This window comes from Actinocorallia sp. API 0066 (assembly GCF_020991275.1).
GTDB lineage: Bacteria > Actinomycetota > Actinomycetes > Streptosporangiales > Streptosporangiaceae > Actinocorallia.
The window spans coordinates 75,479-98,764 of record NZ_JAJLQY010000005.1 but is presented as its reverse complement, the minus strand read 5'-3'; the positions used below and the strand labels follow the sequence as shown (position 1 = coordinate 98,764).

The 23,286-nt window shown below is 72.4% G+C and carries 24 protein-coding genes, 3 tRNA genes and 1 pseudogene; 22 read left to right on the top strand and 6 right to left on the bottom strand.

Annotated elements, in window-relative coordinates:
• Positions 1 to 8: 8 nt before the first annotated feature.
• Both rplQ and truA read left to right on the top strand, forming a co-directional pair.
• Positions 9 to 521 (top strand): 50S ribosomal protein L17, encoded by a 513-nt coding sequence (gene rplQ / locus LO762_RS14080; RefSeq protein ID WP_230615085.1) that lies wholly within the window; start codon positions 9 to 11, stop codon positions 519 to 521.
• A gap of 100 nt (positions 522 to 621) precedes the next feature.
• Positions 622 to 1,488: a tRNA pseudouridine(38-40) synthase TruA gene (truA, locus tag LO762_RS14075; protein WP_230615084.1), complete on the top strand. Its 867-nt coding sequence runs from the start codon at positions 622 to 624 to the stop codon at positions 1,486 to 1,488.
• Here truA and LO762_RS14070 read toward each other — a convergent pair.
• Both LO762_RS14070 and LO762_RS14065 read right to left on the bottom strand, forming a co-directional pair.
• Positions 1,485 to 2,663 (bottom strand): hypothetical protein, encoded by a 1,179-nt coding sequence (locus LO762_RS14070; RefSeq protein ID WP_230615895.1) that lies wholly within the window; start codon positions 2,661 to 2,663, stop codon positions 1,485 to 1,487. The genes truA and LO762_RS14070 overlap by 4 nt on opposite strands.
• Positions 2,664 to 2,730: 67 nt before the next feature.
• Positions 2,731 to 4,461 carry a hypothetical protein gene (locus LO762_RS14065; RefSeq protein ID WP_230615083.1) on the bottom strand — a complete coding sequence of 577 codons (1,731 nt, stop codon included), beginning with the start codon at positions 4,459 to 4,461 and terminating at the stop codon, positions 2,731 to 2,733.
• Between the two features lie 316 nt (positions 4,462 to 4,777).
• On the opposite strand from LO762_RS14065, the gene rplM reads away from it, so the two are divergent.
• The 4 genes from rplM (at position 4,778) to LO762_RS14045 (ending at position 7,790) form a co-directional block, all read left to right on the top strand.
• Complete coding sequence (gene rplM, locus LO762_RS14060; RefSeq protein WP_230615082.1) at positions 4,778 to 5,221, top strand: 50S ribosomal protein L13; 444 nt, start codon at positions 4,778 to 4,780, stop codon at positions 5,219 to 5,221.
• Between the two features lie 108 nt (positions 5,222 to 5,329).
• Positions 5,330 to 5,839: a 30S ribosomal protein S9 gene (rpsI, locus tag LO762_RS14055; protein ID WP_230615081.1), complete on the top strand. Its 510-nt coding sequence runs from the start codon at positions 5,330 to 5,332 to the stop codon at positions 5,837 to 5,839.
• Between the two features lie 112 nt (positions 5,840 to 5,951).
• Complete coding sequence (glmM, locus tag LO762_RS14050; RefSeq protein WP_230615080.1) at positions 5,952 to 7,292, top strand: phosphoglucosamine mutase; 1,341 nt, start codon at positions 5,952 to 5,954, stop codon at positions 7,290 to 7,292.
• A gap of 120 nt (positions 7,293 to 7,412) precedes the next feature.
• Complete coding sequence (locus LO762_RS14045; protein WP_230615079.1) at positions 7,413 to 7,790, top strand: luciferase family protein; 378 nt, start codon at positions 7,413 to 7,415, stop codon at positions 7,788 to 7,790.
• A gap of 23 nt (positions 7,791 to 7,813) precedes the next feature.
• On the opposite strand, the gene LO762_RS14040 is transcribed toward LO762_RS14045, so the two are convergent.
• Positions 7,814 to 8,446 (bottom strand): HNH endonuclease family protein, encoded by a 633-nt coding sequence (locus LO762_RS14040; RefSeq protein ID WP_230615078.1) that lies wholly within the window; start codon positions 8,444 to 8,446, stop codon positions 7,814 to 7,816.
• 184 nt (positions 8,447 to 8,630) lie between these two features.
• Here LO762_RS14040 and LO762_RS14035 point away from each other — a divergent pair, with 184 nt between their 5' ends.
• From LO762_RS14035 to LO762_RS14020, 4 genes are read left to right on the top strand one after another with little or no spacing between them, the layout of a single operon-like run.
• Positions 8,631 to 9,524 (top strand): ABC transporter ATP-binding protein, encoded by an 894-nt coding sequence (locus LO762_RS14035; protein WP_230615077.1) that lies wholly within the window; start codon positions 8,631 to 8,633, stop codon positions 9,522 to 9,524.
• Positions 9,521 to 10,447, top strand: coding sequence for an ABC transporter permease (locus LO762_RS14030; protein WP_230615076.1), 927 nt, complete (start codon positions 9,521 to 9,523; stop codon positions 10,445 to 10,447). The genes LO762_RS14035 and LO762_RS14030 overlap by 4 nt, the downstream gene beginning before the upstream one ends.
• Positions 10,447 to 11,358 (top strand): ABC transporter ATP-binding protein, encoded by a 912-nt coding sequence (locus tag LO762_RS14025; RefSeq protein ID WP_230615075.1) that lies wholly within the window; start codon positions 10,447 to 10,449, stop codon positions 11,356 to 11,358. Before LO762_RS14030 ends, LO762_RS14025 begins: the two co-directional genes overlap by 1 nt.
• Positions 11,355 to 12,071 carry an ABC transporter permease gene (locus tag LO762_RS14020; RefSeq protein WP_230615074.1) on the top strand — a complete coding sequence of 239 codons (717 nt, stop codon included), beginning with the start codon at positions 11,355 to 11,357 and terminating at the stop codon, positions 12,069 to 12,071. The genes LO762_RS14025 and LO762_RS14020 overlap by 4 nt, the downstream gene beginning before the upstream one ends.
• 51 nt (positions 12,072 to 12,122) lie before the next feature.
• On the opposite strand, the gene LO762_RS14015 is transcribed toward LO762_RS14020, so the two are convergent.
• Positions 12,123 to 12,515 carry a nuclear transport factor 2 family protein gene (locus LO762_RS14015; RefSeq protein ID WP_230615073.1) on the bottom strand — a complete coding sequence of 131 codons (393 nt, stop codon included), beginning with the start codon at positions 12,513 to 12,515 and terminating at the stop codon, positions 12,123 to 12,125.
• Positions 12,516 to 12,684: 169 nt separating this feature from the next.
• Between LO762_RS14015 and LO762_RS14010 the strand changes: the two genes are divergently transcribed.
• Both LO762_RS14010 and LO762_RS33505 read left to right on the top strand, forming a co-directional pair.
• Positions 12,685 to 13,830 carry a methyltransferase gene (locus tag LO762_RS14010; protein ID WP_230615072.1) on the top strand — a complete coding sequence of 382 codons (1,146 nt, stop codon included), beginning with the start codon at positions 12,685 to 12,687 and terminating at the stop codon, positions 13,828 to 13,830.
• A gap of 113 nt (positions 13,831 to 13,943) precedes the next feature.
• The gene (locus LO762_RS33505) at positions 13,944 to 15,368 is read left to right on the top strand and encodes a cell wall metabolism sensor histidine kinase WalK (protein WP_230615071.1); all 1,425 of its coding nucleotides are present in this window, start codon (positions 13,944 to 13,946) and stop codon (positions 15,366 to 15,368) included.
• Between the two features lies 1 nt (position 15,369).
• Here the strand turns inward: LO762_RS33505 and LO762_RS14000 are convergent, their stop codons facing one another.
• The gene (locus tag LO762_RS14000) at positions 15,370 to 16,569 is read right to left on the bottom strand and encodes an MFS transporter (RefSeq protein ID WP_230615070.1); all 1,200 of its coding nucleotides are present in this window, start codon (positions 16,567 to 16,569) and stop codon (positions 15,370 to 15,372) included.
• 76 nt (positions 16,570 to 16,645) lie between these two features.
• Between LO762_RS14000 and LO762_RS13995 the strand changes: the two genes are divergently transcribed.
• The 8 genes and pseudogenes from LO762_RS13995 (at position 16,646) to LO762_RS13955 (ending at position 21,636) form a co-directional block, all read left to right on the top strand.
• Positions 16,646 to 17,332 (top strand): FadR/GntR family transcriptional regulator, encoded by a 687-nt coding sequence (locus LO762_RS13995; protein WP_230615069.1) that lies wholly within the window; start codon positions 16,646 to 16,648, stop codon positions 17,330 to 17,332.
• A gap of 112 nt (positions 17,333 to 17,444) precedes the next feature.
• A pseudogene (locus LO762_RS33895) lies at positions 17,445 to 18,812 on the top strand (alpha/beta hydrolase); the annotation flags it as partial.
• A gap of 183 nt (positions 18,813 to 18,995) precedes the next feature.
• Positions 18,996 to 19,068 (top strand) — tRNA-Thr (locus tag LO762_RS13980).
• Between the two features lie 109 nt (positions 19,069 to 19,177).
• Positions 19,178 to 19,251: transfer RNA gene (locus LO762_RS13975), tRNA-Met, on the top strand.
• Between the two features lie 83 nt (positions 19,252 to 19,334).
• Entirely contained in the window at positions 19,335 to 19,499 is a 165-nt protein-coding gene (gene rpmG / locus LO762_RS13970) for a 50S ribosomal protein L33 (RefSeq protein WP_111167039.1), read from the top strand.
• A gap of 129 nt (positions 19,500 to 19,628) precedes the next feature.
• The gene (locus LO762_RS13965) at positions 19,629 to 20,066 is read left to right on the top strand and encodes a MaoC family dehydratase N-terminal domain-containing protein (RefSeq protein WP_230615066.1); all 438 of its coding nucleotides are present in this window, start codon (positions 19,629 to 19,631) and stop codon (positions 20,064 to 20,066) included.
• 2 nt (positions 20,067 to 20,068) lie between these two features.
• Positions 20,069 to 20,494: a MaoC family dehydratase gene (locus LO762_RS13960; RefSeq protein ID WP_230615065.1), complete on the top strand. Its 426-nt coding sequence runs from the start codon at positions 20,069 to 20,071 to the stop codon at positions 20,492 to 20,494.
• A gap of 80 nt (positions 20,495 to 20,574) precedes the next feature.
• Positions 20,575 to 21,636 carry a UDP-N-acetylmuramate dehydrogenase gene (locus LO762_RS13955; RefSeq protein ID WP_230615064.1) on the top strand — a complete coding sequence of 354 codons (1,062 nt, stop codon included), beginning with the start codon at positions 20,575 to 20,577 and terminating at the stop codon, positions 21,634 to 21,636.
• Here the strand turns inward: LO762_RS13955 and LO762_RS13950 are convergent, their stop codons facing one another.
• The gene (locus LO762_RS13950) at positions 21,637 to 22,695 is read right to left on the bottom strand and encodes an adenosine deaminase (RefSeq protein WP_230615063.1); all 1,059 of its coding nucleotides are present in this window, start codon (positions 22,693 to 22,695) and stop codon (positions 21,637 to 21,639) included.
• A gap of 157 nt (positions 22,696 to 22,852) precedes the next feature.
• On the opposite strand from LO762_RS13950, the gene LO762_RS13945 reads away from it, so the two are divergent.
• Positions 22,853 to 22,925: transfer RNA gene (locus LO762_RS13945), tRNA-Trp, on the top strand.
• A gap of 103 nt (positions 22,926 to 23,028) precedes the next feature.
• The gene (secE, locus tag LO762_RS13940; protein ID WP_230615062.1) at positions 23,029 to 23,271 is read left to right on the top strand and encodes a preprotein translocase subunit SecE; all 243 of its coding nucleotides are present in this window, start codon (positions 23,029 to 23,031) and stop codon (positions 23,269 to 23,271) included.
• Positions 23,272 to 23,286 lie beyond the last annotated feature (15 nt).

The following is a 23,286-nucleotide window of genomic DNA, read 5'->3' as shown; positions in this document are numbered from 1 at the left end:
GAAGTGCCATGCCCAGGCCCACCAAGGGAGCCCGCCTCGGCGGCAGCCCGGCGCACGAGAAGCTGATCCTGGCGAACCTCGCCACCCAGCTTTTTGAGCACGGCCGCATCACCACCACCGAGGCGAAGGCCCGCCGCCTCCGTCCCGTGGCCGAGAAGCTGATCACCAAGGCGAAGAAGGGCGACATCGCCAACCGCCGTCTGGTGCTGCGGACCGTCCGCGACAAGGGCGTGGTGCACAAGCTGTTCACCGAGATCGGCCCGCACTTCGCGGAGCGTCCCGGCGGCTACACCCGGATCACCAAGATCGGCCCCCGCAAGGGCGACAACGCCCCCATGGCGGTCATCGAGCTCGTCGCCGAGCAGGTCGCGGGTGTGACGGTGCGCAAGACCACCGCCCCGGCGGAGGAGACCGCGCCGAAGGCCGAGGAGACCCCGGCCGAGACGACCGAGGAGACCCCGGCGGCCGAGGCCGCGGAGGCGACCGAGGCCGGCGCGGACAAGGCCGACGAGGCCAAGTAAAACGCGAGCCTGATTCGGGCCCGCCGTCCCAGATCCGGGGCGGCGGGTCCGCGGCGTTTGAGAGACTGGCAGGGAAACCGAGGACGCGGGAAGCGGGGACATGACGTCGTTGGTAAGGCTCCGGCTCGACATCTCCTATGACGGGTCGGACTTCGCGGGTTGGGCGCGGCAGCCCGAGCAGCGCACGGTCCAGGGCGTCGTGGAGGACGCGCTGGCCCGGATCATGCGGCTCGACCCGCCGCCGGTGCTGACCGTGGCGGGCCGTACCGACGCGGGCGTGCACGCGACGGGCCAGGTGGCGCACGTTGTGGTGCCGTACCCGAACTACCAGCAGATCAGCGGCGCGATGACGCGGCGGCTGGCCGCGGTGCTGCCGCCGGACGTGCGGGTGACCGGGGTGACGCTCGCCCCCGACGGCTTCGACGCCCGCTTCTCCGCGCTGCGCCGCCGCTACGAGTACCGGGTGAGCGACGAGCCGACCGGGGTGCCGCCGCTGGACCGGCGCGCCACCGTCTGGCACCCGCGCCCCCTGCACGTGGACCGGATGAACGCGGCGGCGGCGCTGCTCGTCGGCGAGCATGACTTCGCCGCGTACTGCCGTAAGCGCGAGGGCGCGACGACGATCCGGCGGCTGCTGCGGTACGAGTGGGAGCGGCGCGGGGAGCGGCTCGCCGTCGCGACGGTCGAGGCGGACGCGTTCTGCCACTCGATGGTCCGCGCGTTGGTCGGGGCGCTGCTGTCGGTCGGCGACGGCCGCAAGCCCGTCGAGTGGCCCGCCGAGGTGCTGGCGGCGGGGGTGCGGGACTCCGCGGTGAAGGTCGCGCCGGCGCACGGGCTGAGCCTCGTGGAGATCGTCTACCCGGAGGCCGGGCAGCTCGCCGCGCGCGCGCAGGAGACCCGCAGGGTCAGGACGCTCGCGCCGCCGTCGGTGCCGCTGCCGCCGAGCGTCGGGTACCCCGTCGGCTAGCGCTGCCTCAGCGGGGCGCTCACGTAGCCGATGAAGGCGGTGCCGAGCCTGGCCTGGGTACGGTCGCCCTTGGCGGGCTTGCGGCCCTCCAGCTGCCGTACGTAGACGTACAGGATGTACCTGCCGTAGGTGGTGGCCGCCGCGTAGCCGCCGGGCTCGCTGATCGCCTTGGTGCGCTTGCCTGGCAGCCCGACGAACCACTGGCCCCGGCGCGGCGGGCTGCCGGACTTCTGCACGGTGATCGCGATCCGCTTGGTCGGCATCGCCACCACACCGACCGTCACGCCGGTCCTGCCGTCGTCGCTGACGAACGTCGTCCGCACCACGGCCTGGCAGTCGTTCCGGATGAGCGCCCTGGACATCGCGCCCGTCGCCGCGTAGTCGCAGCGGAGGTTGAGTGAGCGTCGGTCGGCGGTGAAGATGCGGCCGTCCAGGGTGATCCGCCGCTCGGGAAAGATCTCGCTCACGCTGAGCGGCCTCGGGTCGGTCGCGGCGGCGTCCACGGCGGGCACGCCGGTGGCGCCGGGCCCGGTCGGCGTGCTGGACGGGACGGGGGTCGTCACGGCGGCCGGGGGCGAGGGGACGACGGCCGGAACCGGGGTGCCGGGCTTCATGAGGACGACGGCGGCGAGTGTCGCGACGGCGATCGCGGGCACCAGCGCGAGCGCCAGGTACAGGGGGAGCCGGCCGCGACGGCGCGGTGCCCGGTGTGAGGAGGGCGGCTCGGGGGCGGGCGGCTCCGCCGGAGGCGGCGGGGGAGGTGGCGGGTCGCGCCGGGCGGCCAGGTGCACCACGGAGTCGGAAGAGGCGGAAGGCCCGACCGGGCCCGGCGGTGTCCGGGCGGGCGGGGGCGGCTCGGCGGCCCAGCGGGGCTCGCCGGTGATCGTCGCCTCGGCGGGCGGGATCTCCGGGCCCTTGGGCACGATCGTGCCGGTGAGGAACTCGCCGGAGGACTCGGGCTCGCGGACGGGCGCGGCGAGCACCTGGTCGACGGGATCGACGGGGTCGACGGGATCGGCGGGCGGGATCACCGGCGCCCACCACGGGGACGCCGGAGGCCCCTCGTCGGTGGCGGGACCGGAGGGAAGGGTGCGCGCGGCGGCCGGGCTCTTCGCAAGTCCCGACTCCGTCGGGAGCGCCCGACCCTCGGGCCGGGAGTCGTCAGGACCGGACATGGACGCACAGCCTAGTCAACCGGGCGGTGGATCCGGAGGGTTTGCGGGGTATTGGGGTGGCACCCGATCAGGCTGCCGGTCTGCCCGTCGCGTCGCGAATGTGCAGTGCCGGTCCAAGATTGCTGCCGTTCACCGTGTTCTGCGCGAAGATCTGCGCGCGCTTGCGCTGCTTGGCGGGAATCGGCTTGCCGTCGGGGTTCTGCACCCACGTCATGATCAGGTAGTGGCCGCGCACCCAGGCGGCGCCGAGCGCGTCGCCCTGGCCGATCTTGGCCGTGGCGCCCTTGCCCGGGACGGCCAGCACGTAGGCGTCCTTGGCCTTGGCGGCCTTCTCGGCGCGGGCCGCCGCCTGCGACGTGCGGAGGTTCGCCACGCCGACGGTGCCGATCATCTTGCCGTCCTTCGTGGCGAACGTCGCGCGCAGGAACTGGGTGCACCTGCCCCGCTTCAGGGCGGCCTGGAGCGCCTCCCCGTGGACGGCGTCGGCGCACTTCTTCGTCGCCTTGCGGATGTACATCACGTAGGTGGTGCCCTTGACGGTGAACCTCTTCTTCTGGAAGACCTCACCCGCCTTGAGCGGCCTGGGGTCGGTCTTGCGGGACTTGAGGAGGCCGCCGGACGCGGCGGGCTGCTCGGGGGAGGACGTCGCGCCGGGGACGGGGACGCCGGAGGCCGGAGGGGACTGCGCGACGCCGGGCTTGTCGGTGCCGCCGTCCCGGGTGAGCGCGTAAGCGGCGGCGCCGCCCGCCACGAGGGCGACGGCGACGCCGCCCGCGACGAGCAGGCCCTTGCGGCCGCCGCGCGAGCCGCTGATCTCGTCGCGGGCGCCCTCGGGCTGCCACTGCTCGCCGCGCTCGTGGGGGCCGCCCTGCGGCGGCGGCGCGTCCCAGCCGCCGGGGCCGCCGAAGTCGTTCGGGGTGCCGGGGCCGCCGGGCCCGCCGTGGCCGCCGAACTCGCCGGGGGGTCCGGGGACGCCGGGGGCGCCGAACTCGCCGGGCGCGCCGGGGCCGTCGTAGCCGACGGGGGCCGCGTGGGGGTCGTAGCCGACCGGGGCGGCGTGCGGGTCGTAGCCGCCGCCGGGGGCGTCGTACTCGCCGGGGCGGGGCTCGCCCCAGGCGCTCTGCGGCGGGACGGGCGGCGCGGCGTAGCTCGCCGGGTCGTACTGCGGCACCTCGTAGCTGCCGCTGGCGGTGGCGCCGCCGCCGAAGCGCTCGGCGTCGTGCCTGGCCTCCTCGCCGTAGGCGTCGGCGTCGTAGGAGCCGGTGTCGTAGGAGCCCTGGCCGTCGTAGCGGGGCAGGGCGTGGGTGCCGGTGCCGGTGCCGGCCTCGCCCGCGCCGGGGCCGAACGAGCCGCCGCCGCCGGGCACGTCGTCATGCCAGGGGGACTGCTGCGGGCCGCTGGGTCCGTCGTAGGACGGCTCGGGCTGGCCCTGCCACGTGTCGTAGACCGGCTGGCCGCCGGTGCCGGGGTCGAGCGCGGTGGCGGGCGGCGCCGCGAGCGGGTCGCCGGACCACTGCTGGCCATCCAACGGGCCCTGCGGCCGGGCGGCGGCGCCCTCCAGCCAGGATCCGCCGGGCTGGCCGGGCTGAGCGGGCGGGATGGGCGGGGCGGGCGGCTGCTCGCCCCAGGCCGGGGGGGCCTGCCACGGTCCGGCGGGCTCGCCCGGCTGCTCGGCGGGCTGCTGCTGAGGCGGAACCGGTGCGCTCCGGGGATGGCGGGACCAGTCGTCCCCGTCGGTGTCAAGGGGGTCGCTGTCCCAGGACTGCCGAGGCTGGTTGCTGTCACCCGGATAACCCATGGCGCTGAGCCTATGCCACGACGGCGTGGTACGGGCGCGTGCGCAGCCGCTTTGCCGCACGCTCCCAGGCTCGGATATGCTGGTCGTTCGTATGTGTGTCGGGTTGCCTGACCACGGTCGCGGGACGAGCCCCTGGGCCCTTCCCGTTCCGTCTCCGGCGTTCCACATCCGGCGCACCGCCCGGCCCTCAGGGTGAACCCCGTGAACTCCTCAAGGTCGGCCCGTCATGGGCCTGCCCGGAGCCGCGATCTCACGCAAGTGGTACGGACATCCAGGGGCCGCATCCGACAGTCGACGAACAAAGAAGGCTTACGCCGTGCGCACGTACACCCCTAAGCCCGCTGACGTGGAGCGTCAGTGGCACGTCATCGACGCGACCGATGTCGTGCTGGGTCGCCTTGCCAGCCAGGTCGCGATCCTGCTTCGGGGCAAGCACAAGCCGATCTACGCGCCGCACGTTGACACCGGTGACTTCGTCATCATCGTCAACGCCGACAAGATCGCGCTCTCGGGCAAGAAGCTTGAGCAGAAGAAGGCCTACCGTCACTCGGGCTACCCGGGTGGTCTTCGCGCGGTGGCCTACAAGGACCTGCTTGAGAAGTTCCCCGAGCGCGCCGTCGAGAAGGCGATCAAGGGCATGCTGCCGAAGACCAAGCTGGGCCGCGCCCAGTTCGGCAAGGTGAAGGTCTACGCCGGTCCGAACCACCCGCACGCTGCCCAGCAGCCGGTGCCGTTCGAGATCGAGCAGATCGCCCAGTAGTAGGTCTGGCCTGCGCCAGCCCCCACGTCAAAAAGAGGCCGCTGGGGCGCCCTGAGAGCTTAGGCAGGGTCCGCCGCCCCGGTTAGAACACAAGGAGAACCGAAGAACGTGGCTGAGACCACCGAGACCGAGACCGAGGCGTTCGTCGAGTTCGACGCCGAGGACGCTCCGTCCGAGTACACCACCGAGTCCGTCGTCGTCGAGGACGTCGTCGCCCGCGTGCCGGCCGCGACCGGCCCCGCGTCGGCCACCGGCCGCCGCAAGGAGGCCATCGCCCGCGTCCGGATCATCCCGGGCTCCGGCAACTGGACGATCAACGGCCGCACCCTTGAGGGCTACTTCCCGAACAAGGTGCACCAGCAGCTCATCAACGAGCCGTTCGTCACGCTCGGCCTCGAGGGCCAGTGGGACGTCATCGCCCGCATCAACGGCGGCGGTGTCACCGGCCAGGCAGGCGCCCTGCGCATGGGGATCTCCCGGGCCCTGCAGCTGTCGGACCCCGACAACCGCCCCGCGCTGAAGAAGGCCGGCTTCCTCACCCGTGACGCGCGGGCCAAGGAACGCAAGAAGGCCGGTCTCAAGAAGGCCCGTAAGGCCCCGCAGTACAGCAAGCGTTGATTCCGTCGGCTTGACGGCTTGCTCGACCGGGCGGCGGACACCACGATGCACGCAGGAGCGTCGCGTGGTGTCCGCCGCCTCGGCGTATCGACTGGATTGAGGGTGATCTGACGTGGGTCGGCTGTTCGGTACCGACGGGGTGCGGGGCCTGGCGAACCGGGACCTCACCGCGCGGCTGGCGATGGACCTCTCCATCGCGGCGGCGCGGGTGCTGGGGGACGCCGGCGCGTTCGAGGGGCACCGGCCGGTCGCCGTTGTGGGCAGGGACCCGCGCGCCTCGGGCGAGTTCCTTGAGGCGGCGGTGGTCGCGGGGCTGGCGAGCGCCGGCGTCGACGTGCTGCGGCTCGGCGTGCTGCCGACGCCGGCGGTGGCGTACCTGACCCGGGAGCTGGGCGCGGACCTCGGCGTCATGCTGTCGGCGTCGCACAACCCGGCGCCGGACAACGGCATCAAGTTCTTCGACCGCAGCGGCTTCAAGCTGGCCGACGAGATCGAGGACGAGATCGAGGCGCGGCTGGGCGCGGACTGGCAGGGCCCGACGGGCGCGGGTGTGGGCCGGGTCCGTGACGCGTTCGGCGAGAGCGTCCGCTACGCAGACCACCTGCTCGGCACGATCGGCGTCTCGCTGGCTGGCCTGCGCGTCGTGGTGGACTGTGCCAACGGCGCCGCCGCCGAGCTGGCGCCCGGCCTGCTGCGCCGGGCGGGCGCGGACGTCGTCGAGATCGGCGCGGCGCCGGACGGCCTCAACATCAACGACGGGGTCGGCTCGACCCACCTGGACGTGCTGCGGGCCGCCGTGGTGGCGCACGACGCGGACGCGGGCGTCGCGTTCGACGGCGACGCCGACCGGTGCCTCGCGGTGACCGCGTCCGGTGAGGTGGTGGACGGCGACCAGATCATGGCGATCCTCGCGCTGGAGCTGCACGAGGCGGGCCGTCTGCCGTCCGCGACGGTCGTCGCGACGGTCATGTCGAACCTGGGCTTCAAGCTGGCGCTGCGCGAGCAGGGGCTGCGCGTGGTGGAGACGGCGGTCGGCGACAGGTACGTGTTGGAGGCGATGCGCGAGGGGTCGTTCGGCTTCGGCGGCGAGCAGTCGGGCCACGTGATCATGTTGGAGCACGGCACCACCGGCGACGGGGTGCTGACCGGGCTGCATTTGCTGGCCGCCGTCGCGCGGCGCGGCCGTCCGCTGGACGAGCTGGCCAAGTGCATGACGCGGCTGCCGCAGGTGCTGATCAACGTGCGGGGTGTCGCGCGGGAGCGGGCGGCGACGTCGGCGGAGCTCGCGGCGGCGGTGGTCGAGGCCGAGGCGGAGCTGGGTTCGGCGGGACGGGTGCTGATCCGTCCGTCGGGCACGGAGCCGATGGTGCGGGTGATGGTGGAGGCCGCCGCCGAGGAGCAGGCGCACCGTGTGGCGGAGCGGCTTGCCGAGGCGGTTCGTACCTATCTGTAGGGATGTGTCGGTCGGCGTCCGGAAGTGCCGGTACGCCGGGTTGAACGGCGCGCGAAGCCGAAGATAACGATTCGGGTGCCCCCGGTTCCTTGTGTGCCGGGGGACGGTCACGATGAGGCCATGGACGACGCGCCGGCGGAAAGTCCCCTGTCCCTGCGGGTGATCTCGTTGACCCGGTCCTGGCCGCGATTGCGGGTGGAGCGCGCGGAGTGCGGGGTGGGGTACGCGCTCGCCGTCGCGGGCGGCCAGGTCGCCCACCTCCACGACGACGACGCGGAGCTGCTGCTCGGCGAGGCGAGCGTGGACCGGATCAGGCCCGCCCTGGAGCTGTCGGGGCGGATCGTTCCGGAGGGCCCGGCGATCCGGGTCCGGCTGGAGAGCGAGAACGACGTCCGGCTGCTGCTTTCGCTGCTCAGCGTCGCGATCAAGACGGGTGGGGCGCGGGAGGGGAACGGTCCATGGTGCCGGGTGGCACGCCGCAGGGCCGCTGTCGGGTGATCCCGTGATCCCGCGCCCCCGCGTCAGCAGGTCTTGAGCATCCGTGCCAGGGCGTCGTGCGCGGGCTGGGTGACGGGCAGGTCGTACTCCAGCGCGATCGCGGTGAACTTCTGGGCGTAGGCGCACTGGTAGTCGGCGGGCGGCTCCCACTCGTCGGGGCCCTTGTCGCTCTTGCGCTGGTTCTCCCGGCCGCCGACCGCGAGGAGGTTGTCGGGGTCGTTGGCGAAGTCGGCGCGGCGCGCGTCGTCCCACTGGGACGCGCCCAGGCGCCAGGCGAGGGCCAGCGGATAGATGTGGTCGATCTGGACGGCGGTCGGCCGTTCCTTGGAGAACTCGATGGACTGGTCGGTGTAGGGGTCGTCCTCAAGGAGGCCGGACAGGACGGTGCACCCGTCGTCGCGCTTCACGACGTTCTTGAGGTCGCGGGCGAGGATGTCGTTGCGGGTGTCGCAGCGGTTGCCGTCCACGTCCTTCCAAGGGCTGCCGAACCGTTTGCGGTCGTAGGTGCCGTCGTTCTTCTCGGTCGCGACGCGGAGGTCGGCGAGGTTGGCGGGGGCGGCGCCCTGCTGGGTGTCGGTGCCGGGGAAGTCGACCTGGACCGAGCAGGCGCTCAACGCGAGCGCGGCGGCGGCCGTGGCGAGGGCCACGCGGAGCATCGGCTCACCTCTGGAGTTGTGGGGCACTTGGCCCGGTTCGGGGGGATTGTCAGACTACGGCGGTGATCCACCGTGTGTCGCGCCGGACACGCGCGTCGGCGCAGGTGAGGTTCGTCCTGAGGAGGGGTGGGGGTCGTTCCAAGGAGGGATGACGGGCATGTACGGTCCGCCCTAGCCTGGGCGCATGCCCATCATCAGCACGCGGGACCTCACCATGAGGTTCCCCGGCGTGACCGCGCTGGAATCACTCAGCGTCACCGTCGAACCCGGCGTCACCGGGCTCGTCGGCGCGAACGGCGCGGGCAAGTCCACCCTCATCAAGATCCTGCTCGGGCTCCAGCCGCCCACCTCCGGCGGCGCCGAGGTCCTCGGCAACGACATCACGACGGGCGGCGCCGAGATCCGGCGCCGCGTCGGGTTCATGCCGGAGTACGAGTGCCTGCCCCCCGACGTGTCGGCTACCGAGTTCGTCGTGCACATGGCCCGGATGTCCGGACTGCCCGCCTCGGCCGCCCGCGAGCGCGCCGCCGACGTGCTCCGCCACGTCGGCCTCTACGAGGAGCGCTACCGGCCGATCGGCGGCTACTCCACCGGCATGCGGCAGAAGGTCAAGCTGGCCCAGGCGCTCGTGCACGACCCGCAGCTCGTCTTCCTCGACGAGCCGACCAACGGCCTCGACCCGCGCGGCCGCGACGAGATGCTCGACCTGATCCGCCGGGTGGGCGCCGAGTTCGGGATCAGCGTGCTGGTGACGTCGCACCTGCTGGGCGAGCTGGAACGGGTCTGCGACCACGTGGTGATCATCGACGGCGGCAGGCTGCTGCGCTCGTCGGCCGTCGCGTCGTTCACCGAGGCCAGCGGCAACCTCGTGGTGGAGGTCGAGGAGGGCCGCGACGCGCTCGGCGCGCACCTCGCCGAACGCGGCCTCACCGTCCAGGCCGAGGGCCGCACCCTCGTCGTCAGGATCGACGGCGAGACGACCTTCGACATCATCCGCGACGGCGTCGTGGACCTTGACCTCGCGCTCATCCGGATGGAGCAGGCGCGCCACCACATCGAGGAGGTGTTCCAGCGGTGAGCACCGCCATCCACGACATCGGCTACCGCCACTACGACGGGCCGAGACTGGGCCGCGGCCAGACGCTGCGCGCCCTCTACACGCACAACCTGCGCGCCCTGTTCGGGCTCGGCCGGGGCGCCAAGGCGAAGATCATCCCGTTCGCGCTCGCCGCGTTCCTGCTGCTGCCCGCGCTCGCCGACGTCGCGATCAAGGCGATCGTCAAGGAGGCGCAGTTCCTCATCCCGATGGCGGCCTACGGGTACGGGTTCCAGCCGCTCATCGCGATCTTCCTCGCGGCGCTCGCGCCCGTCGTGGCGTCCCGCGAGATCCGGTACCGGTCGGTCCCGCTGTACTTCTCCCGCCCGGTCGGGCCGTGGGACTTCGTCGCCGCCAAGTTCGGCGCGTTCGCCACGGCGCTGGTGCTGCTCGTCGGGGTGCCGGTGACGGTGATGTACGTCGGCTTCCTCCTGACGCGCTCCAGCCTGATCGAGGCGGCGCAGCAGGGCGGCGGATTCGGCAGCGTCGAGGACATCCCGACCGTCGCGGGGATCACCGGCGACTGGGCGCTCGCGCTGCTCGGCGTGGTGCTGCTCGCGCTCGTGCTGTCGTCGTTCGCGCTGCTCGTCGCCGCGTTCACGCCACGGCGCGGGTTCGGTGTCGCGGCGGTGATAGCGCTGTACCTCATCAGCAACGTCGTTGTCGGGATCGTCCAGGGCATCTCGCAGGACCGCGGCGCGTGGGACGTGGCCGCGTGGATGAACCTGTTCACCCCGTTCAACCTCGTGTACAGCGTCCAGGTCGCCCTGTTCGACGCCGAGTCCGAACCCCTGATCGCGGTGCCGGACACCGCCATGGGCCTCACCGGGCTGCTCCTCTGCGTGCTCGTCGTGGCGGGGTCGCTCGCCGCGCTGCACGCCCGATACCGGAAGGCGGGCGCGTGATGGGCGTCATCACCGTGGAGAACGTCTCGCGCTGGTACGGCAACGTGGTCGCCGTCAACGGCGTGTCCATGACGATCGGGCCGGGCGTCACCGGGCTGCTCGGGCCGAACGGCGCCGGCAAGTCCACCCTCATCCACATGATGGGCGGGTTCCTCGCGCCGTCGGCGGGCGCGGTCCGGCTGGACGGGCAGGACATCTGGGGCAACCCGCAGGTCTACCGGCACATCGGGCTGGTGCCCGAGCGGGAGAGCGCCTACGACTTCCTGACCGGCGAGCAGTTCATCCTGGCCATGGCGAAGCTGCACAGGCTGCCCGACCCGCGCGGCGCCGCCAAGCACGCGATCGGCCTGGTCGAGATGGGCTACGCGGCCGACAGGCAGATCGGCACCTACTCCAAGGGCATGAAGCAGCGCATCAAGATGGCGTCGGCGCTGGTGCACGACCCGGCGGTGCTGCTGCTCGACGAGCCGTTCAACGGCATGGACCCGCGCCAGCGGCTCCAGCTGATGGAGCTGATCAGGTCGATGGCCGACCAGGGCCGCACGATCCTGTTCAGCTCGCACATCCTGGAGGAGGTCGAGCGCCTCGCGACGCATATCGAGGTTGTGGTGGCCGGTCGGCACGCCGCGTCCGGCGACTTCCGGGAGATCCGGCGGCTGATGACCGACCGGGCGCACGTGTTCTCGCTGCGCTCGTCCGACGACCGCGTGCTGGCCTCGGCCGTCATCGGCGACGGCTCGGCCCGCTCGGTCCGCCTCACCGACCAGGGACTGGAGGTCGAAGCCACCGACTTCGCCCGCTTCACCCGGCTCCTGCCCCGCCTGGCCCGAGCCGCGGGCGTCACCCTCCGCGAGGTCTCGCCCTCCGACGAGTCCCTCGAAAGCGTCTTCAGCTACCTGGTGGAAAAGTGAACGTGACCATTGCCGCCCTGACGTTGCGGGGCATGCTGGGGCGTCGGCGGGCGGTGCTGCTGTTCGTGCTGCCGGCGGTGCTGCTCGTGTTGTCGGCGGTGCTCGCCTTCACCGGCAACGACTCGCTCGGGGTCTCCACAGGGGTCCTTGAGGGGTTCGGGATGGTGGTGCTGCTGCCGCTGATCGCGCTGATCGTCGGGACGGGCGTCATCGGGCCGGAGATCGACGACGGCCAGATCATGTACGTGCTGACCAAGCCGATCCCGCGCGGCTCGGTGATCCTCACCAAGTACGTGTGCGCCGTCGGGCTCATCACGGCGTTCGCGGCGCTGCCGATCCTGGTGTCGGGCGTGCTGCTGCTCGGGCCCGGCTCCGACGTGCCGTGGGCGTTCGCCGTGGGCGCGGTGCAAGGTGGCGTCGTGTACGGGGCGGTGTTCCTCGCGCTCGCCGTGCTCAGCCGGAACGCGGTGACGATCGGCCTGATCTACGCGCTGGTGTGGGAGTCGATGATCGGCGGGTTCATCGCCGGGTCGCGCAACCTGTCGATCCAGAGCTGGGCGATGTCGTCGGTGGACGAGCTGACCACGGCCAGCACCGTGGAGGTCGACTCCTCGGTGGCGACGGCACTGGTCCTCGCCCTGCTGACGACCCTCGTCGCCCTCGGCCTCGCCGTCCGCCGCCTCAGCACCCTCACCCTCGCCACCGCGGACTGAGTGGCGCGTCCTTCGAAGCCCCGGCCGTCGCGGGGCCGGGGCTTCGCGGCGTCAGGAACCGGCGAGTTCGCGGGCGATGATGTCGAACTGCGGGCGCATCGCCTCGGACATCGCGTGCACCGCCGACATGGGCCGGAGCATCACCGTGAAGTCGGTGATCTCGCCGTTCGGGGCGACGGTGAGGAAGTCGCAGCCGTGGACCTCGGTCGGGCCGATCCGGGCCTTGAACACCAGCGCGTGCGCGCCCGTGTCGGGGTCGGCGATCTCCTGCACGTAGCGGAGGTCGTCAAAGACACGGGTGGCCGCGCGGAGGATGGCGGCGACGGTCTCGCGGCCCCGGTACGGCTTGAACGCGACGGGGCTGTTGAAGACCGCGTCCGGCGCGAGGAGCCCGGCGAAGGCGTCGGCGTCGCCCTTTTCGACTGCGGCACGGAAGGGATGCACCCCGGTCCACCTCTGATTCACGGATGACGCACTGTTGGTTTCCACGGCGGCTCGGCCGGATGACCGAGCAGTCCGTGGGCAATTATTGGGGTATCTCCCTTTTTGTCTAGGTGCTGGGTCACGTTTCGGGACGACCCGGCGCGGGGCGCGCGGCGGCTAGCCTGGGCCGGTGCGACAGCGGTTGACGACGGTCCGGGGCGAACTCGACCTCGGCAGGTACCCCGACGACCCACGGGACGCCCTGCGGGCCTGGGACGCCGCCGACGAGTACCTGCTGCGGCATCTCGCGGACAGCAAGATCTCACCCGGAGGTGAGGTCGTGATCGTCGGGGACCGCTGGGGCGCGCTCACCGCCGCGCTCGCCGACCTCCGGCCGGTTTTGGTCATCGATTCTTTTCTCGGGCACAGGGCGGCGCTGGCGAACCTGGAACGGAACGGGATCGACACGGCGTCCGTCACCTTCCGGACCCCGGACGACGATCCGCCCGGCAAGGCCGACCTGCTGCTCGTCCGGATCCCCAAGAGCCTCGCCGCCCTGGAGGACGCCCTGCGCGCGCTCCGCCCCGCGCTGCGGCCGGGCACCGTCGTCGTCGGGACGGGCATGGTCAAGGAGATCCACACCTCGACGCTGCGGCTGTTCGAGCGGATCATCGGGTCGACCACCACGTCGCTGGCCGAACGCAAGGCACGGCTCGTCTTCGCCGAGCCCGACCCGGCCCTGGACCCCGGCCCGAACCCCTGGCCGCTCACCTACACCCTGGACGACGACGCGGGGCCCGTCTCCGGCCGCCAGGTCGTCAACCACGCCGGCGTCTTCTGCGCCGACCGGCTCGACGTCGGCACCCGGTTCCTGCTCGGGAACCTGCCCGCGCTGCCCGGCGCGCGCCGGATCCTCGACCTCGGGTGCGGCAACGGCGTCCTCGGCCTCGCCGCCGCGCTCACCCATCCGGACGCCGAGATCGTCCTCACCGACGAGTCGTACGCCGCCGTCGCGTCCGCCCGCGCCACGCTCGCCGCGAACGGGGTCGCCGGCGCGCGGGTGCTCGCCGCCGACGGGGTGGGCGACCTCGACCCCGGCTCGTTCGACCTCGTCCTCACCAATCCGCCGTTCCACTCGCACCAGGCCACCACGGACGCCGCGGCCCGCCGGATGTTCGCCGGGGCGAAACGGGTGCTGCGGCCGGGCGGCGAACTGTGGGCGGTGGTCAACCGGCACCTGGGCCACCACGTGACGCTGCGGCGGATCTTCGGCGGCTGCACGGTCGCCGCCGCCGATCCGAAGTTCACGGTGCTGCGCGCCGTCCGCCGCCGCTGACCCCGCGAACCCCGCTGACCTGGCCTTTTATGACGAAAGTCGAGTTCGTCCCACCGGCGGACGGGGTACAGGGACCGAGAGGGCGCGGCCTTCGGGGGTGAGGTGATCGGGGCGTGGGCGAGCGCTTGAGCCGGGCGTGGGCCCGCGCGTTCCACTCCGTGCGCGGCCGGGTCACCATGGTCATGATGGCCATCTCCGCCGCCGGGCTGATCTTCACCCTGGGCGTGGTGCTGGTCCTGGTGCGGGAGCGCGCCCAGATGAACGCGGCGCGCGAGGCGTCGCACCTGGCCCGGCCGCTCGCCACCAGCGTGGTCACCGAGCGGCCGCCCGACCCGATCCCCTTCCCCCGGCACTCGACGCGGTCCTTCCTCGTGCAGATCGTCGCCGACGACGGGACGGTCCTGAACGGCAGCGCCAGGCTCCGGGACATCCCGCCGATCTCGCGGGTCCAGCCGGAGGGCGCCGACGTCCGGGTGGACACCACGGCCTGCCCGAAGAGCGTGGGCAAGTGCGTGTACATCGTCGGCTTCCGGGCCCCGCAGACGGCCTACGACCAGCCCGTCACCGTCTACGCGGCGGTCGAGCTGCCCAGCGTCCTGCTCACCGACGAGATCTCCGCGGAGACGATGTCCGCGGTGGCGCTCGCCCTCGCGCTCGTCCTGGTGATCGGGCTGGCGACGTGGTGGGGGGTGGGGTCCACGCTGCGCCCGGTGGACGAGATCACCGAGGAACTCGCCTCGATCACCGCGTCCGACCTATCCCGGCGGGTGCCCGTCCACTACAGCGGCGGCGGCGAGATGCAGCGGCTCGCCGAGACGATCAACGGCACGCTGGAGCGGCTGGAGCACGCCACCGAGCGGCAGCGCAGGTTCGTCGCGGAGGCGTCACACGACCTGCGGAACCCCATCGCGGGCCTGCTGACGCGTCTTGAGGTGCTCGACTCCGAGGACGACGACTACCCGTGGAAGACCGCCGTGCACGAGGCGGTGTCCGACGTCGAGCGGCTCAGCGCGATCGTCGAGGACCTGCTGGAGCTGGCCCGGCTGGAGGCGGGCGCGGCGCCGCCCAGCGAGCTGATCGACCTCGGCGAGTTCGTCACCAAGGAGATCGGCCAGCGCATGCCGGACCGGCTGGAGATCACCACCGACCTGGGGTCCGGCCTGTGGGTGCGGTGCAGCCCGCTGCGGCTGGGCAGGGTGCTGGAGAACCTCCTGGCGAACGCGGAGCGGCACGGCAGGTCCGAGGTGCGCGTGTCGGTCGCGGAGGAGGACGGCCGCGCTGTCCTGCTCGTCCGCGACGACGGCGACGGCGTGCCGCCCGAGCACCGCGAGCGGATCTTCGAGCGGTTCGCCCGGCTCAAGGAGTCGCGGGAGCGGGACACCGGAGGCACCGGGCTCGGCCTGCCCATCGCCCGCGAGATCGCGCACAACTACGGCGGCACCCTCACCGTCGAGGACGGCCCGGGAGGTCGGTTCGCGCTCCGCCTGCCGCTCACCGACCCGCCAAAGCCGGGCGAGGAGTACTGGAGCCCGTCCTAGCTCAGAGCTCGTCCTCGACGGTGTGCGGGGACGCCGCGCGCAGCCCGCACACCAGCGCGGGCACGAGCAGGGCCAGGAGGAAGCCCATCGGGACGATCCAGCCGCCCGTCCACTCGTGCGCCACGCCGACGATGATCGGCCCCGGGATGGCGCACAGGTAGCCCGTGCTCTGCGCGAACGACGACAGCAGCGTCACGCCCTCGCCGGTCCTGGCGCGCATGCCGATGAGCGCGAGGCTCAGCGGGAACGCCGACTGGGAGACGCCCGCGAGCAGCGCCCACAGCCACGGCGCCGTCCCCGGCCACAGCGCGAGGCCGGTGTAGGCGGCGACGCCCGTCGCGACCAGGCCGACGACGAGCGCCCGCTGGTCGCGGGTGCGCACGGCGAGCACCGGCAGCGCGAACGCCAGCGGCACACCGACCGCGACGCACAGCGCGAGCAGCAGCCCTGCGGTGTGCGCGGAGTACCCGGCGTCCCGGTAGATCTGCGCGAGCCAGCCCATCGTCGTGTAGGCGGCCGTCGCGTTCACCGCGAAGAACACCGCGAGCGCCCGTGCGGTCGGGCTGCGGCGCAGCGGCGGCAGGGTGCGCCGCCCGCCCTCGGCCCGGCCGGTGCCGCGCCGCGCCCGCAGCGCCGGGACGGCCGCGACGAGCGCGATGGCCCCCCACACCGCGAGGCCGTTCCGCCACGACCCGAGCGCCTCGGCCGCCGGGACGGCGAACGCCGCCCCGGCCGTCGCGCCGAGCGTGAGGAACGTCGAGTACAGGCCGGTCATCAGCCCGGCCCGCGCTGGGAACCCCTGCTTGACGACGGAGGGCAGCAGCACGTTGGCGACCGCGATCCCCGCCATCGCCAGCGTGGTGAGCAGCAGGAACAGCACGGGCCCGGCGGCCAGCGACCGTCCGGCCAGGCCCGCGGCGAGCATGAGCATGCCCGCGGCGAGCGCGAGCGCGGCCCCGAAGCGGCGCGCGAGGCGCGGCGCGAGCGGTCCGAAGACGGCGAAGCACAGCGGCGGCAGCGCGGTGAGCAGCCCGGCGGTGAACCCGTTGAGCCCGACGGCCTCCCTGATCTCCGGCAGCAGCGGGCCCACGGTCGTCGCGCCGGGGCGCAGGTTGAGCGCGACGGCGAGGATCAGGACGACGAGGGGGAGGGTCGCGGCGGTGCGCCGGACGGGGGCCCCGAGGGTGGGAGGGGAGACCATACCGGCAATCATAAAATGATTGGATGAATTATCCGAGCACCGGCCCCGGTGCCGCCCGACCTGAGACGATGCGGTCATGACCCTGTCGTCAGCGCGGCGCACGCCGCTCTTCGAGCAGGTCGCCGCCCAGCTCCGCGCCGAGATCACCTCGGGCCGCTGGCCGGTCGGCAGCCGCATCCCCACCGAGCCCGAACTCGCCGAACAGCTCGGCGTCGCGCGCGGCACCCTGCGCGAGGCGGTCCGGGCGCTCGCCCACAACGGGCTCCTGGACATCCGCCAGGGCTCGGGCACCTATGTCGTCGCGTCCAGCGAGATGGCCGGGGTGATGCGCCGCAGCTTCGCCGGGCTCGCGCCCGAGCACGTCAACGAGCTCAGGGCGCTCCTGGAGCGCTCGGCCGTGGGCCTCGCGGCGCTGCGCCGCACCGACGCCGAGATGGACCACCTGGAGGCGCTCCTCGCCCGCCGGGAGACGGCCTGGGCCGCCGCGACCCGTGAGGACGCCCCCGGCGGGCTGGAGGACTTCGTCCAGGCCGACGCCGCGTTGCACGCCGCCATCGTCGCGGCGACCCACAATCCGGCCCTCATCGGGATCTACGCCGATCTGGGCGAGTTCTTCCGGGCCGAGCTGCGCGGCTTCTTCGCGGGCGCGCTCACCCCCGACCGGTACGTCGACCACACACGGCTCGTCGCCGCGATCAGGGCCCGCGACGCGGACGCCGCGACCCGCGAGGCCACGCTGTTCACACCCGCCCCGGAAGCCTGACGACCGGCGGTTGGGGGTCCGGTGACCTGTGCTCGGGCTTAACCGGACATACCTCGGGAATCACTACGTTTCGTAGGGATCGCTGCGGAACGTGAGCTTCGGGGGAAACCGGATGGGCGTGCGGATCTGGCTCGCGCTCGCGGGCCTGGCGATCGCCTGGATCCCCGCGTTCGCGCCGCCCCCCGCCGACCCCCTGCGCGACTTCTACACCCAGCGGCCCGCCTGGACGCCCTGCGTCGAGGACCCCACCTTCGAGTGCGCCCGGATCGAGGTGCCCCTCGACTACGCCGACCCGGGCGGCGAGAAGATCACCCTTGCCGTCAACAGGCTGCCCGCCGCTGACCCGGCCCGCCGCCTCGGCTCCCTCCTCACCAACCCCGGCGGACCCGGCTCGTCCGGGCTGTCCTTCGTCTACCGGGCGCGCGGCTTCTTCTCCGACGACCTGCGCGCCCGCTACGACATCGTCGGCATGGACCCCAGGGGCGTCGGCGAAAGCAGCCCCGTCAACTGCCTGATGACGACCGAGATGAGCGAGGCCGAGTCCACCGCCGCCTACGCCAGGGCCCTCGCCGCGAGCTGCGCGGAGAGCGCCGGGAAGATCATCGCCCATGTCCGCACCCCCGACGTGGCCCGCGACCTCGACGTCGTGCGCGGCGCCCTCGGCGAACGGGCCCTGCACTACTACGGCGCGTCCTACGGCACCGTCCTCGGCCAGTTCTACGCGCACCTGTTCCCCCGGACGGTCGGCCGGATGGCCCTGGACTCCGTCGCCGACACCACCGGATGGCCCGGAGACCCGTCCGCGCAGGCCGTCGGGTTCGAGACGGCCTTCGGCGTGATGGTCGCGACCTGCCTCGACCAGGGCGGCTGCCCCCTCGGCAAGGACAGGACGGACATCGTCTCCCGGGTCGGGAGGATGGTCGCCCGGCTCGACGCGAGGCCGCTGCGCGCGGGCTCCGGCGAGGCGCCCGTCACCAGCCGCGAACTCCTCAGGGTGATCGAACTCGCCACCTACCGCGAGGCCACCTGGCCCCGCGTGGCCAAGGCACTCGCCAAGGGCCTGCGCGGCGACGGGTCCGCGCTGCGCGAACTCGTCACCGAACAGGACGCCGAAAGCGGGTCGGGCGGGAAGGTGCCCGGCGGCTACCACTCCGTCACGTGCACCCACCTGCGGCCCGAGGACCGCACCGCCGAGGCGGCCTCCCGCGCGGGCGACGAGGCGGTGACGGTCGCGCCGCTGTTCGGCAGGCAGGTCGAGTCGCAGTGGCTCGCCTGCGTGGACTGGCCGGTGCCGTCGCTGCCCGAGGCCGGAAAGGCGCTCGGGACGGCGGGCGCGCCGCCGATCCTGCTCGTGCACAACAGCCACGACGCCGCCACGCCCGTCCACTGGGCGCGCGCCCTGCACGGCAGGCTCGACGGCAGCGTCCTTGTCGTCAACGAGTCCGGAGGGCACGGTTTCTACCCGATGGGGCCCTGCACGAAGGGGGTCGTGGACGCCTTCCTGCTCCGTGGCGCGCTGCCCGCGCACGGCACGTCGTGCCAGGACAGAGCCGCTGCTGAGCCCGCCGAGACCCCCGTGACGGACCCCTCCGGGGGGCGCCCGTTATCCGGTTCGCGCACTCGCGCGGGACCGTGTATGGTTTTCCCTGCGAGCACGACGCAAGCCCCTTTAGCTCAGTCGGCAGAGCGTCTCCATGGTAAGGAGAAGGTCTACGGTTCGATTCCGTAAAGGGGCTCGGTGAGACATTGAGTGACGCCCGGCCCGCGATCGGGCCGGGCGTTCACCGTGTTTCGGGCGACCACTGGGTCAGGTACTCTTGTGAGGTGCCGTCAGCGGTCTGTCATGGCGGGGTAGCTCAGTCTGGCAGAGCAAGCGGCTCATAATCGCTGTGTCGCCGGTTCAAGTCCGGCCCTCGCTACAACATCCGATCACGCAAGGTCCCCCCGGGGCCGGTGATCGGATCAGTATGTCCGCATCCCTTGACCAGAAAGGCACTCCATCGTGGCTGCCACTGACGTTCGGCCGAAGATCACGCTGGCCTGCCAGGAGTGCAAGCACCGCAACTACATCACGCGGAAGAACCGGCGCAACGACCCGGACCGGCTGGAGCTCAAGAAGTACTGCCCCAACTGCCGCTGCCACCAGCCGCACCGCGAGACCCGCTAGACCGAGCGCTTGCTCTCATTCGGCCCGTTCCCAGGCACACCCGCCGGGGACGGGCCGAACGTCGTTCTGTAACCTTCCTCACGAGGCGCGGTCAGGCTCAGAGCACGATTGAACGCGGAAGGAAGCGGCATGCCACTCAATACCGATTTCATCGGGCGGACCTTCCCGCCCACCCCGCCGTACGAGGTGTCCCGCGTGAAGATCCGCGAGTTCGCGGACGCCATCGGCGACACCAACCCGATCTACCGCGACCGCGCGGCGGCCGAGGCGGCGGGCCACCCCGACGTCGTCGCCCCGCCCACCTTCCCGATCGTCGTCTCGCTCGGCGGCGAGGCCCTGGCCGACCCCGGACTCGGGCTCAACTACGCCATGGTCGTGCACGGCGAGCAGCGTTTCGAGTACGTCCGCCCGATCGTCGCCGGAGACGTGGTGACCTGCACGTCCACCATCGCCGACATCCGCAAGGCCGGACGCAACGAACTGCTGAAGATCGTCACCGAGGTCCGGGACGGCGGCGGCGAACTCGTCGTCACCACCTACAACACCATCGTCGAGCGGGGGGTGTGACCATGGCGGCCACCGTGAAGTACAGCGAGGTCGAGGTCGGCACCGAGATCCCCGCCGTCTCCTACGACGTCCGGCGGCTCAACCTGGTGATGTACGCGGGCGCGTCCGGCGACTTCAACCCCATCCACTGGGACGAGCACTTCGCCAAGTCCGTCGGCCTGCCCGACGTCATCGCGCACGGCATGTTCACCATGGCCCAGGGCGGCAGGTTCGTCACCGACTGGGTGGGCGACCCCGGCGCGGTCCTCGACTACGGCGTCCGGTTCTCCGGCATGGTCCCGGTCGCGCACGACTCCGGGAACACCCTCGTGATCAGCGGCGTCGTCGAGGAGAAGCTCGACGACAACAAGGTGGTCGTCGGCCTCACCGCCAGGGCCGCCGACCAGAAGGTCCTCAGCCAGGCGAAGGCCGTCGTCCGGCTAGCCTGAACCCGGGTGGCGCGCGCCCGCGCCGCGTGCGCGCGCCCCGCCCGAACCGCCGCCAGCCCGCCCAGATCTGGGGGAGACACATGAACGTGCGCTGCCAGGACGTGCGCCTGTCCGGCTACACCACGCTCCGCCTCGGCGGGCCCGCCCGCACCTTCGTCGAGGTCACCACCGAGGACGAGCTGATCGAGGCGGTCCGGACCGCCGACCACGACGGCGAACCCGTCCTGCTGCTCGGCGGCGGCAGCAACCTCGTCGTCTCCGACGCGGGCTTCCCCGGCACCGTCGTGCGGATCGGCACCCGCGGCGTCACGGTCAACGGCGGCACGGTGACGGCACAGGCCGGTGAGGACTGGGACGGGTTCGTCGCCAGGGCCGTCGCCGAGGGCCTGTCCGGCGTCGAGTGCCTGTCCGGCATTCCCGGCAGGGTGGGCGCCACGCCCGTCCAGAACGTCGGCGCCTACGGCCAGGACGTCTCCCAGACGATCACCGAGGTGCGCGTCTGGGACCGCGCCGCCGAGACGGTGCGCGTCTTCTCGGCCGAGGAGTGCGGGTTCGCCTACCGGCACAGCGCCTTCAAGGGCAGCGACCGGCACGTCGTGCTCTCCGTGACGTTCCAGCTCGCCGAGACGGGCGAGTCCGACCTGATCGTCTTCGAGGAGCTCGCCAAGCGGCTCGGCACCCCCGTCGGCGCCACCGCGTCCCTCGCCGACGTGCGCGCCACCGTCCTGGACCTGCGCAGGGGCAAGGGCATGGTCCTCGACCCCGCCGACCCCGACACGCGCAGCGCCGGAAGCTTCTTCACCAACCCGATCCTCACCCCCGAGGAGCTGGCGCACCTGTCCGCGCGGGCCACCGGGTTCCCCGCCTTCCGCGAACCCGACGGCCGCACCAAGACGTCGGCGGCCTGGCTCATCGAGAAGGCGGGCTTCCGGAAGGGCCACGCGCGCGGGCCCGTCAGGCTGTCCGGCAAGCACACGCTCGCGCTCACCAACCCGGGCCCCGACGGCACCACCGCCGACCTGCTCGCGCTCGCCCGCGAGATCCGCGACGGCGTCCGCGAGTCCTTCGGCGTCACCCTCGTCAACGAGCCGACCTTCGTCGGCGTCACCCTCGACGAGGACACCACCGCCCCGGCCCGCTGATCACGAGGTGTGCCACCCGGCCGCCAGGTCCGCCTTCGCGGGCGGGGCGGCCAGCCACTCGTCGACGCCCGCCAGGAGCCGCTTGCGGAGGTCCGGCGGCGCCGCGGAACCACGGATCGAGGAACGGGCGAGGTCGGCCAGCTCCGCGTCGCCGAAACCGTGCTCGCTGCGCGCCAGTTCGTACTGGGTGACCAGGCGCGAGCCGAACAGCAGCGGGTCGTCCGCGCCCAGCGCCATCCGCACCCCCGCCTCGTACAGCCGCCGCACCGGCACCTCGGCCGCGCTCCGCGCCACACCCAGCGCGACGTTCGACGCCGGGCACACCTCAAGCGTCACCCCGCGCTCGGCGATCCGCTCGACCAGGCCCGGATCCTCCACCGAGCGGACGCCGTGGCCGATCCGGTCGGCGTGCAGCAGGTCAAGGCACGGCCGCACCGACTCCGGGCCCTGCAACTCGCCGCCGTGCGGGGCCAGCAGCAGCCCGGCCCGGCCCGCGATCCGGAACGCGCCCTCGAACTCGTAGGGACGGCCCCGGCGCTCGTCGTTGGACAGCCCGAAGCCCACCACGCCACGGCCCGCGTACTGGGCGGCGAGCCGCGCGAGGATCTTCGCGTCCAGGGGGTGCCGTGTGCGGTTCGCCGCGACGATCACCCCGATCCCGACGCCGGTGGCCTCCTCGGCCCGTCTGACGGCCTCCAGGACCAGCTCCAGCGTCGGCGTCAGCCCGCCGAACCTGTGCTGGTAGCCCGACGGGTCCACCTGGATCTCCAGCCAGCCGGAACCCTCGGCCGCCTCGTCCTCCGCCGTCTCCCGGACGAGCCGGACCAGATCGTCGGGCTCCTGCAGGACGGACCTGGCCAGGTCGTACAGGCGCTGGAACCGGAACCAGCCGCGCTCGTCCGTCGCGCGCAGGGCGGGCGGCCACTCCGACACCAGCGACTCCGGCAGGTGGACCCCGTGCCGCAGCGCCAGCTCCACCAGGGTGCTGTGCCGCATGGATCCGGTGAAGTGCAGGTGCAGATGTGCCTTCGGCAGCAGGGCGAGATCACGGCGCTCCATCTGCCAATCCTGCCTGATCAGGGCGGTCCCCCGTGGGTGTCGTGCGGGGAAACCACCCGGAAGGACTAGACGCGCCGACGCGATTCCGGTTCGACGTGGCGCGCTCGGATGCGTATGCTGCTGACCTAGCGGTGTGATGCGCGAGCACGCCCGCTGTAGGGCAATGGCGCAATTGGTAGCGCACCGGTCTCCAAAACCGGCGGTTGGGGGTTCGAGTCCCTCTTGCCCTGCGGAGCAGCTTCACGTTCCCAGCCGCACGTGAGCACGCATACTGTGGATGCACGCGCGGCGGAAAACACGCCGTGTCGGACGATCAATCCGAACGAGGGTGAGATGGCGACTGACATTCGCGACGCCGCTACCGAGGACAAGGGCAAGCCGGCGAAGCGCAAGCGCACCGGGCCTGCTCTGTTCATCCGCCAGGTCATCGGTGAGCTGCGCAAGGTCATCTGGCCTACTCGCAAGGAGCTCATCAACTACACGATCGTGTCGTTGGTCTTCGTCCTCGTCATGATCGGTATCGTCTCGCTGCTCGACTGGGGACTTCAGGAGGCCATCTTCGCCCTCTTCACCTAGAAGAGCCGCGCGAGA

Excerpts from the sequence above, each read along its gene's own strand:
- LO762_RS13960 (WP_230615065.1), top strand. The coding sequence starts at position 20,069 with ATGGCGGCCACCGTGAAGTACAGCGAGGTCGAGGTCGGCACCGAGATC.
- LO762_RS14070 (WP_230615895.1), bottom strand. The coding sequence starts at position 2,663 with ATGTCCGGTCCTGACGACTCCCGGCCCGAGGGTCGGGCGCTCCCGACG.
- truA (WP_230615084.1), top strand. The coding sequence starts at position 622 with ATGACGTCGTTGGTAAGGCTCCGGCTCGACATCTCCTATGACGGGTCG.
- LO762_RS14035 (WP_230615077.1), top strand. The coding sequence starts at position 8,631 with ATGCCCATCATCAGCACGCGGGACCTCACCATGAGGTTCCCCGGCGTG.
- LO762_RS13965 (WP_230615066.1), top strand. The coding sequence starts at position 19,629 with ATGCCACTCAATACCGATTTCATCGGGCGGACCTTCCCGCCCACCCCG.
- LO762_RS13955 (WP_230615064.1), top strand. The coding sequence starts at position 20,575 with ATGAACGTGCGCTGCCAGGACGTGCGCCTGTCCGGCTACACCACGCTC.
- secE (WP_230615062.1), top strand. The coding sequence starts at position 23,029 with ATGGCGACTGACATTCGCGACGCCGCTACCGAGGACAAGGGCAAGCCG.
- LO762_RS14040 (WP_230615078.1), bottom strand. The coding sequence starts at position 8,446 with ATGCTCCGCGTGGCCCTCGCCACGGCCGCCGCCGCGCTCGCGTTGAGC.
- LO762_RS14065 (WP_230615083.1), bottom strand. The coding sequence starts at position 4,461 with ATGGGTTATCCGGGTGACAGCAACCAGCCTCGGCAGTCCTGGGACAGC.
- LO762_RS14000 (WP_230615070.1), bottom strand. The coding sequence starts at position 16,569 with ATGGTCTCCCCTCCCACCCTCGGGGCCCCCGTCCGGCGCACCGCCGCG.
- rplQ (WP_230615085.1), top strand. The coding sequence starts at position 9 with ATGCCCAGGCCCACCAAGGGAGCCCGCCTCGGCGGCAGCCCGGCGCAC.
- LO762_RS14025 (WP_230615075.1), top strand. The coding sequence starts at position 10,447 with ATGGGCGTCATCACCGTGGAGAACGTCTCGCGCTGGTACGGCAACGTG.
- LO762_RS14045 (WP_230615079.1), top strand. The coding sequence starts at position 7,413 with ATGGACGACGCGCCGGCGGAAAGTCCCCTGTCCCTGCGGGTGATCTCG.
- LO762_RS13950 (WP_230615063.1), bottom strand. The coding sequence starts at position 22,695 with ATGGAGCGCCGTGATCTCGCCCTGCTGCCGAAGGCACATCTGCACCTG.
- LO762_RS13995 (WP_230615069.1), top strand. The coding sequence starts at position 16,646 with ATGACCCTGTCGTCAGCGCGGCGCACGCCGCTCTTCGAGCAGGTCGCC.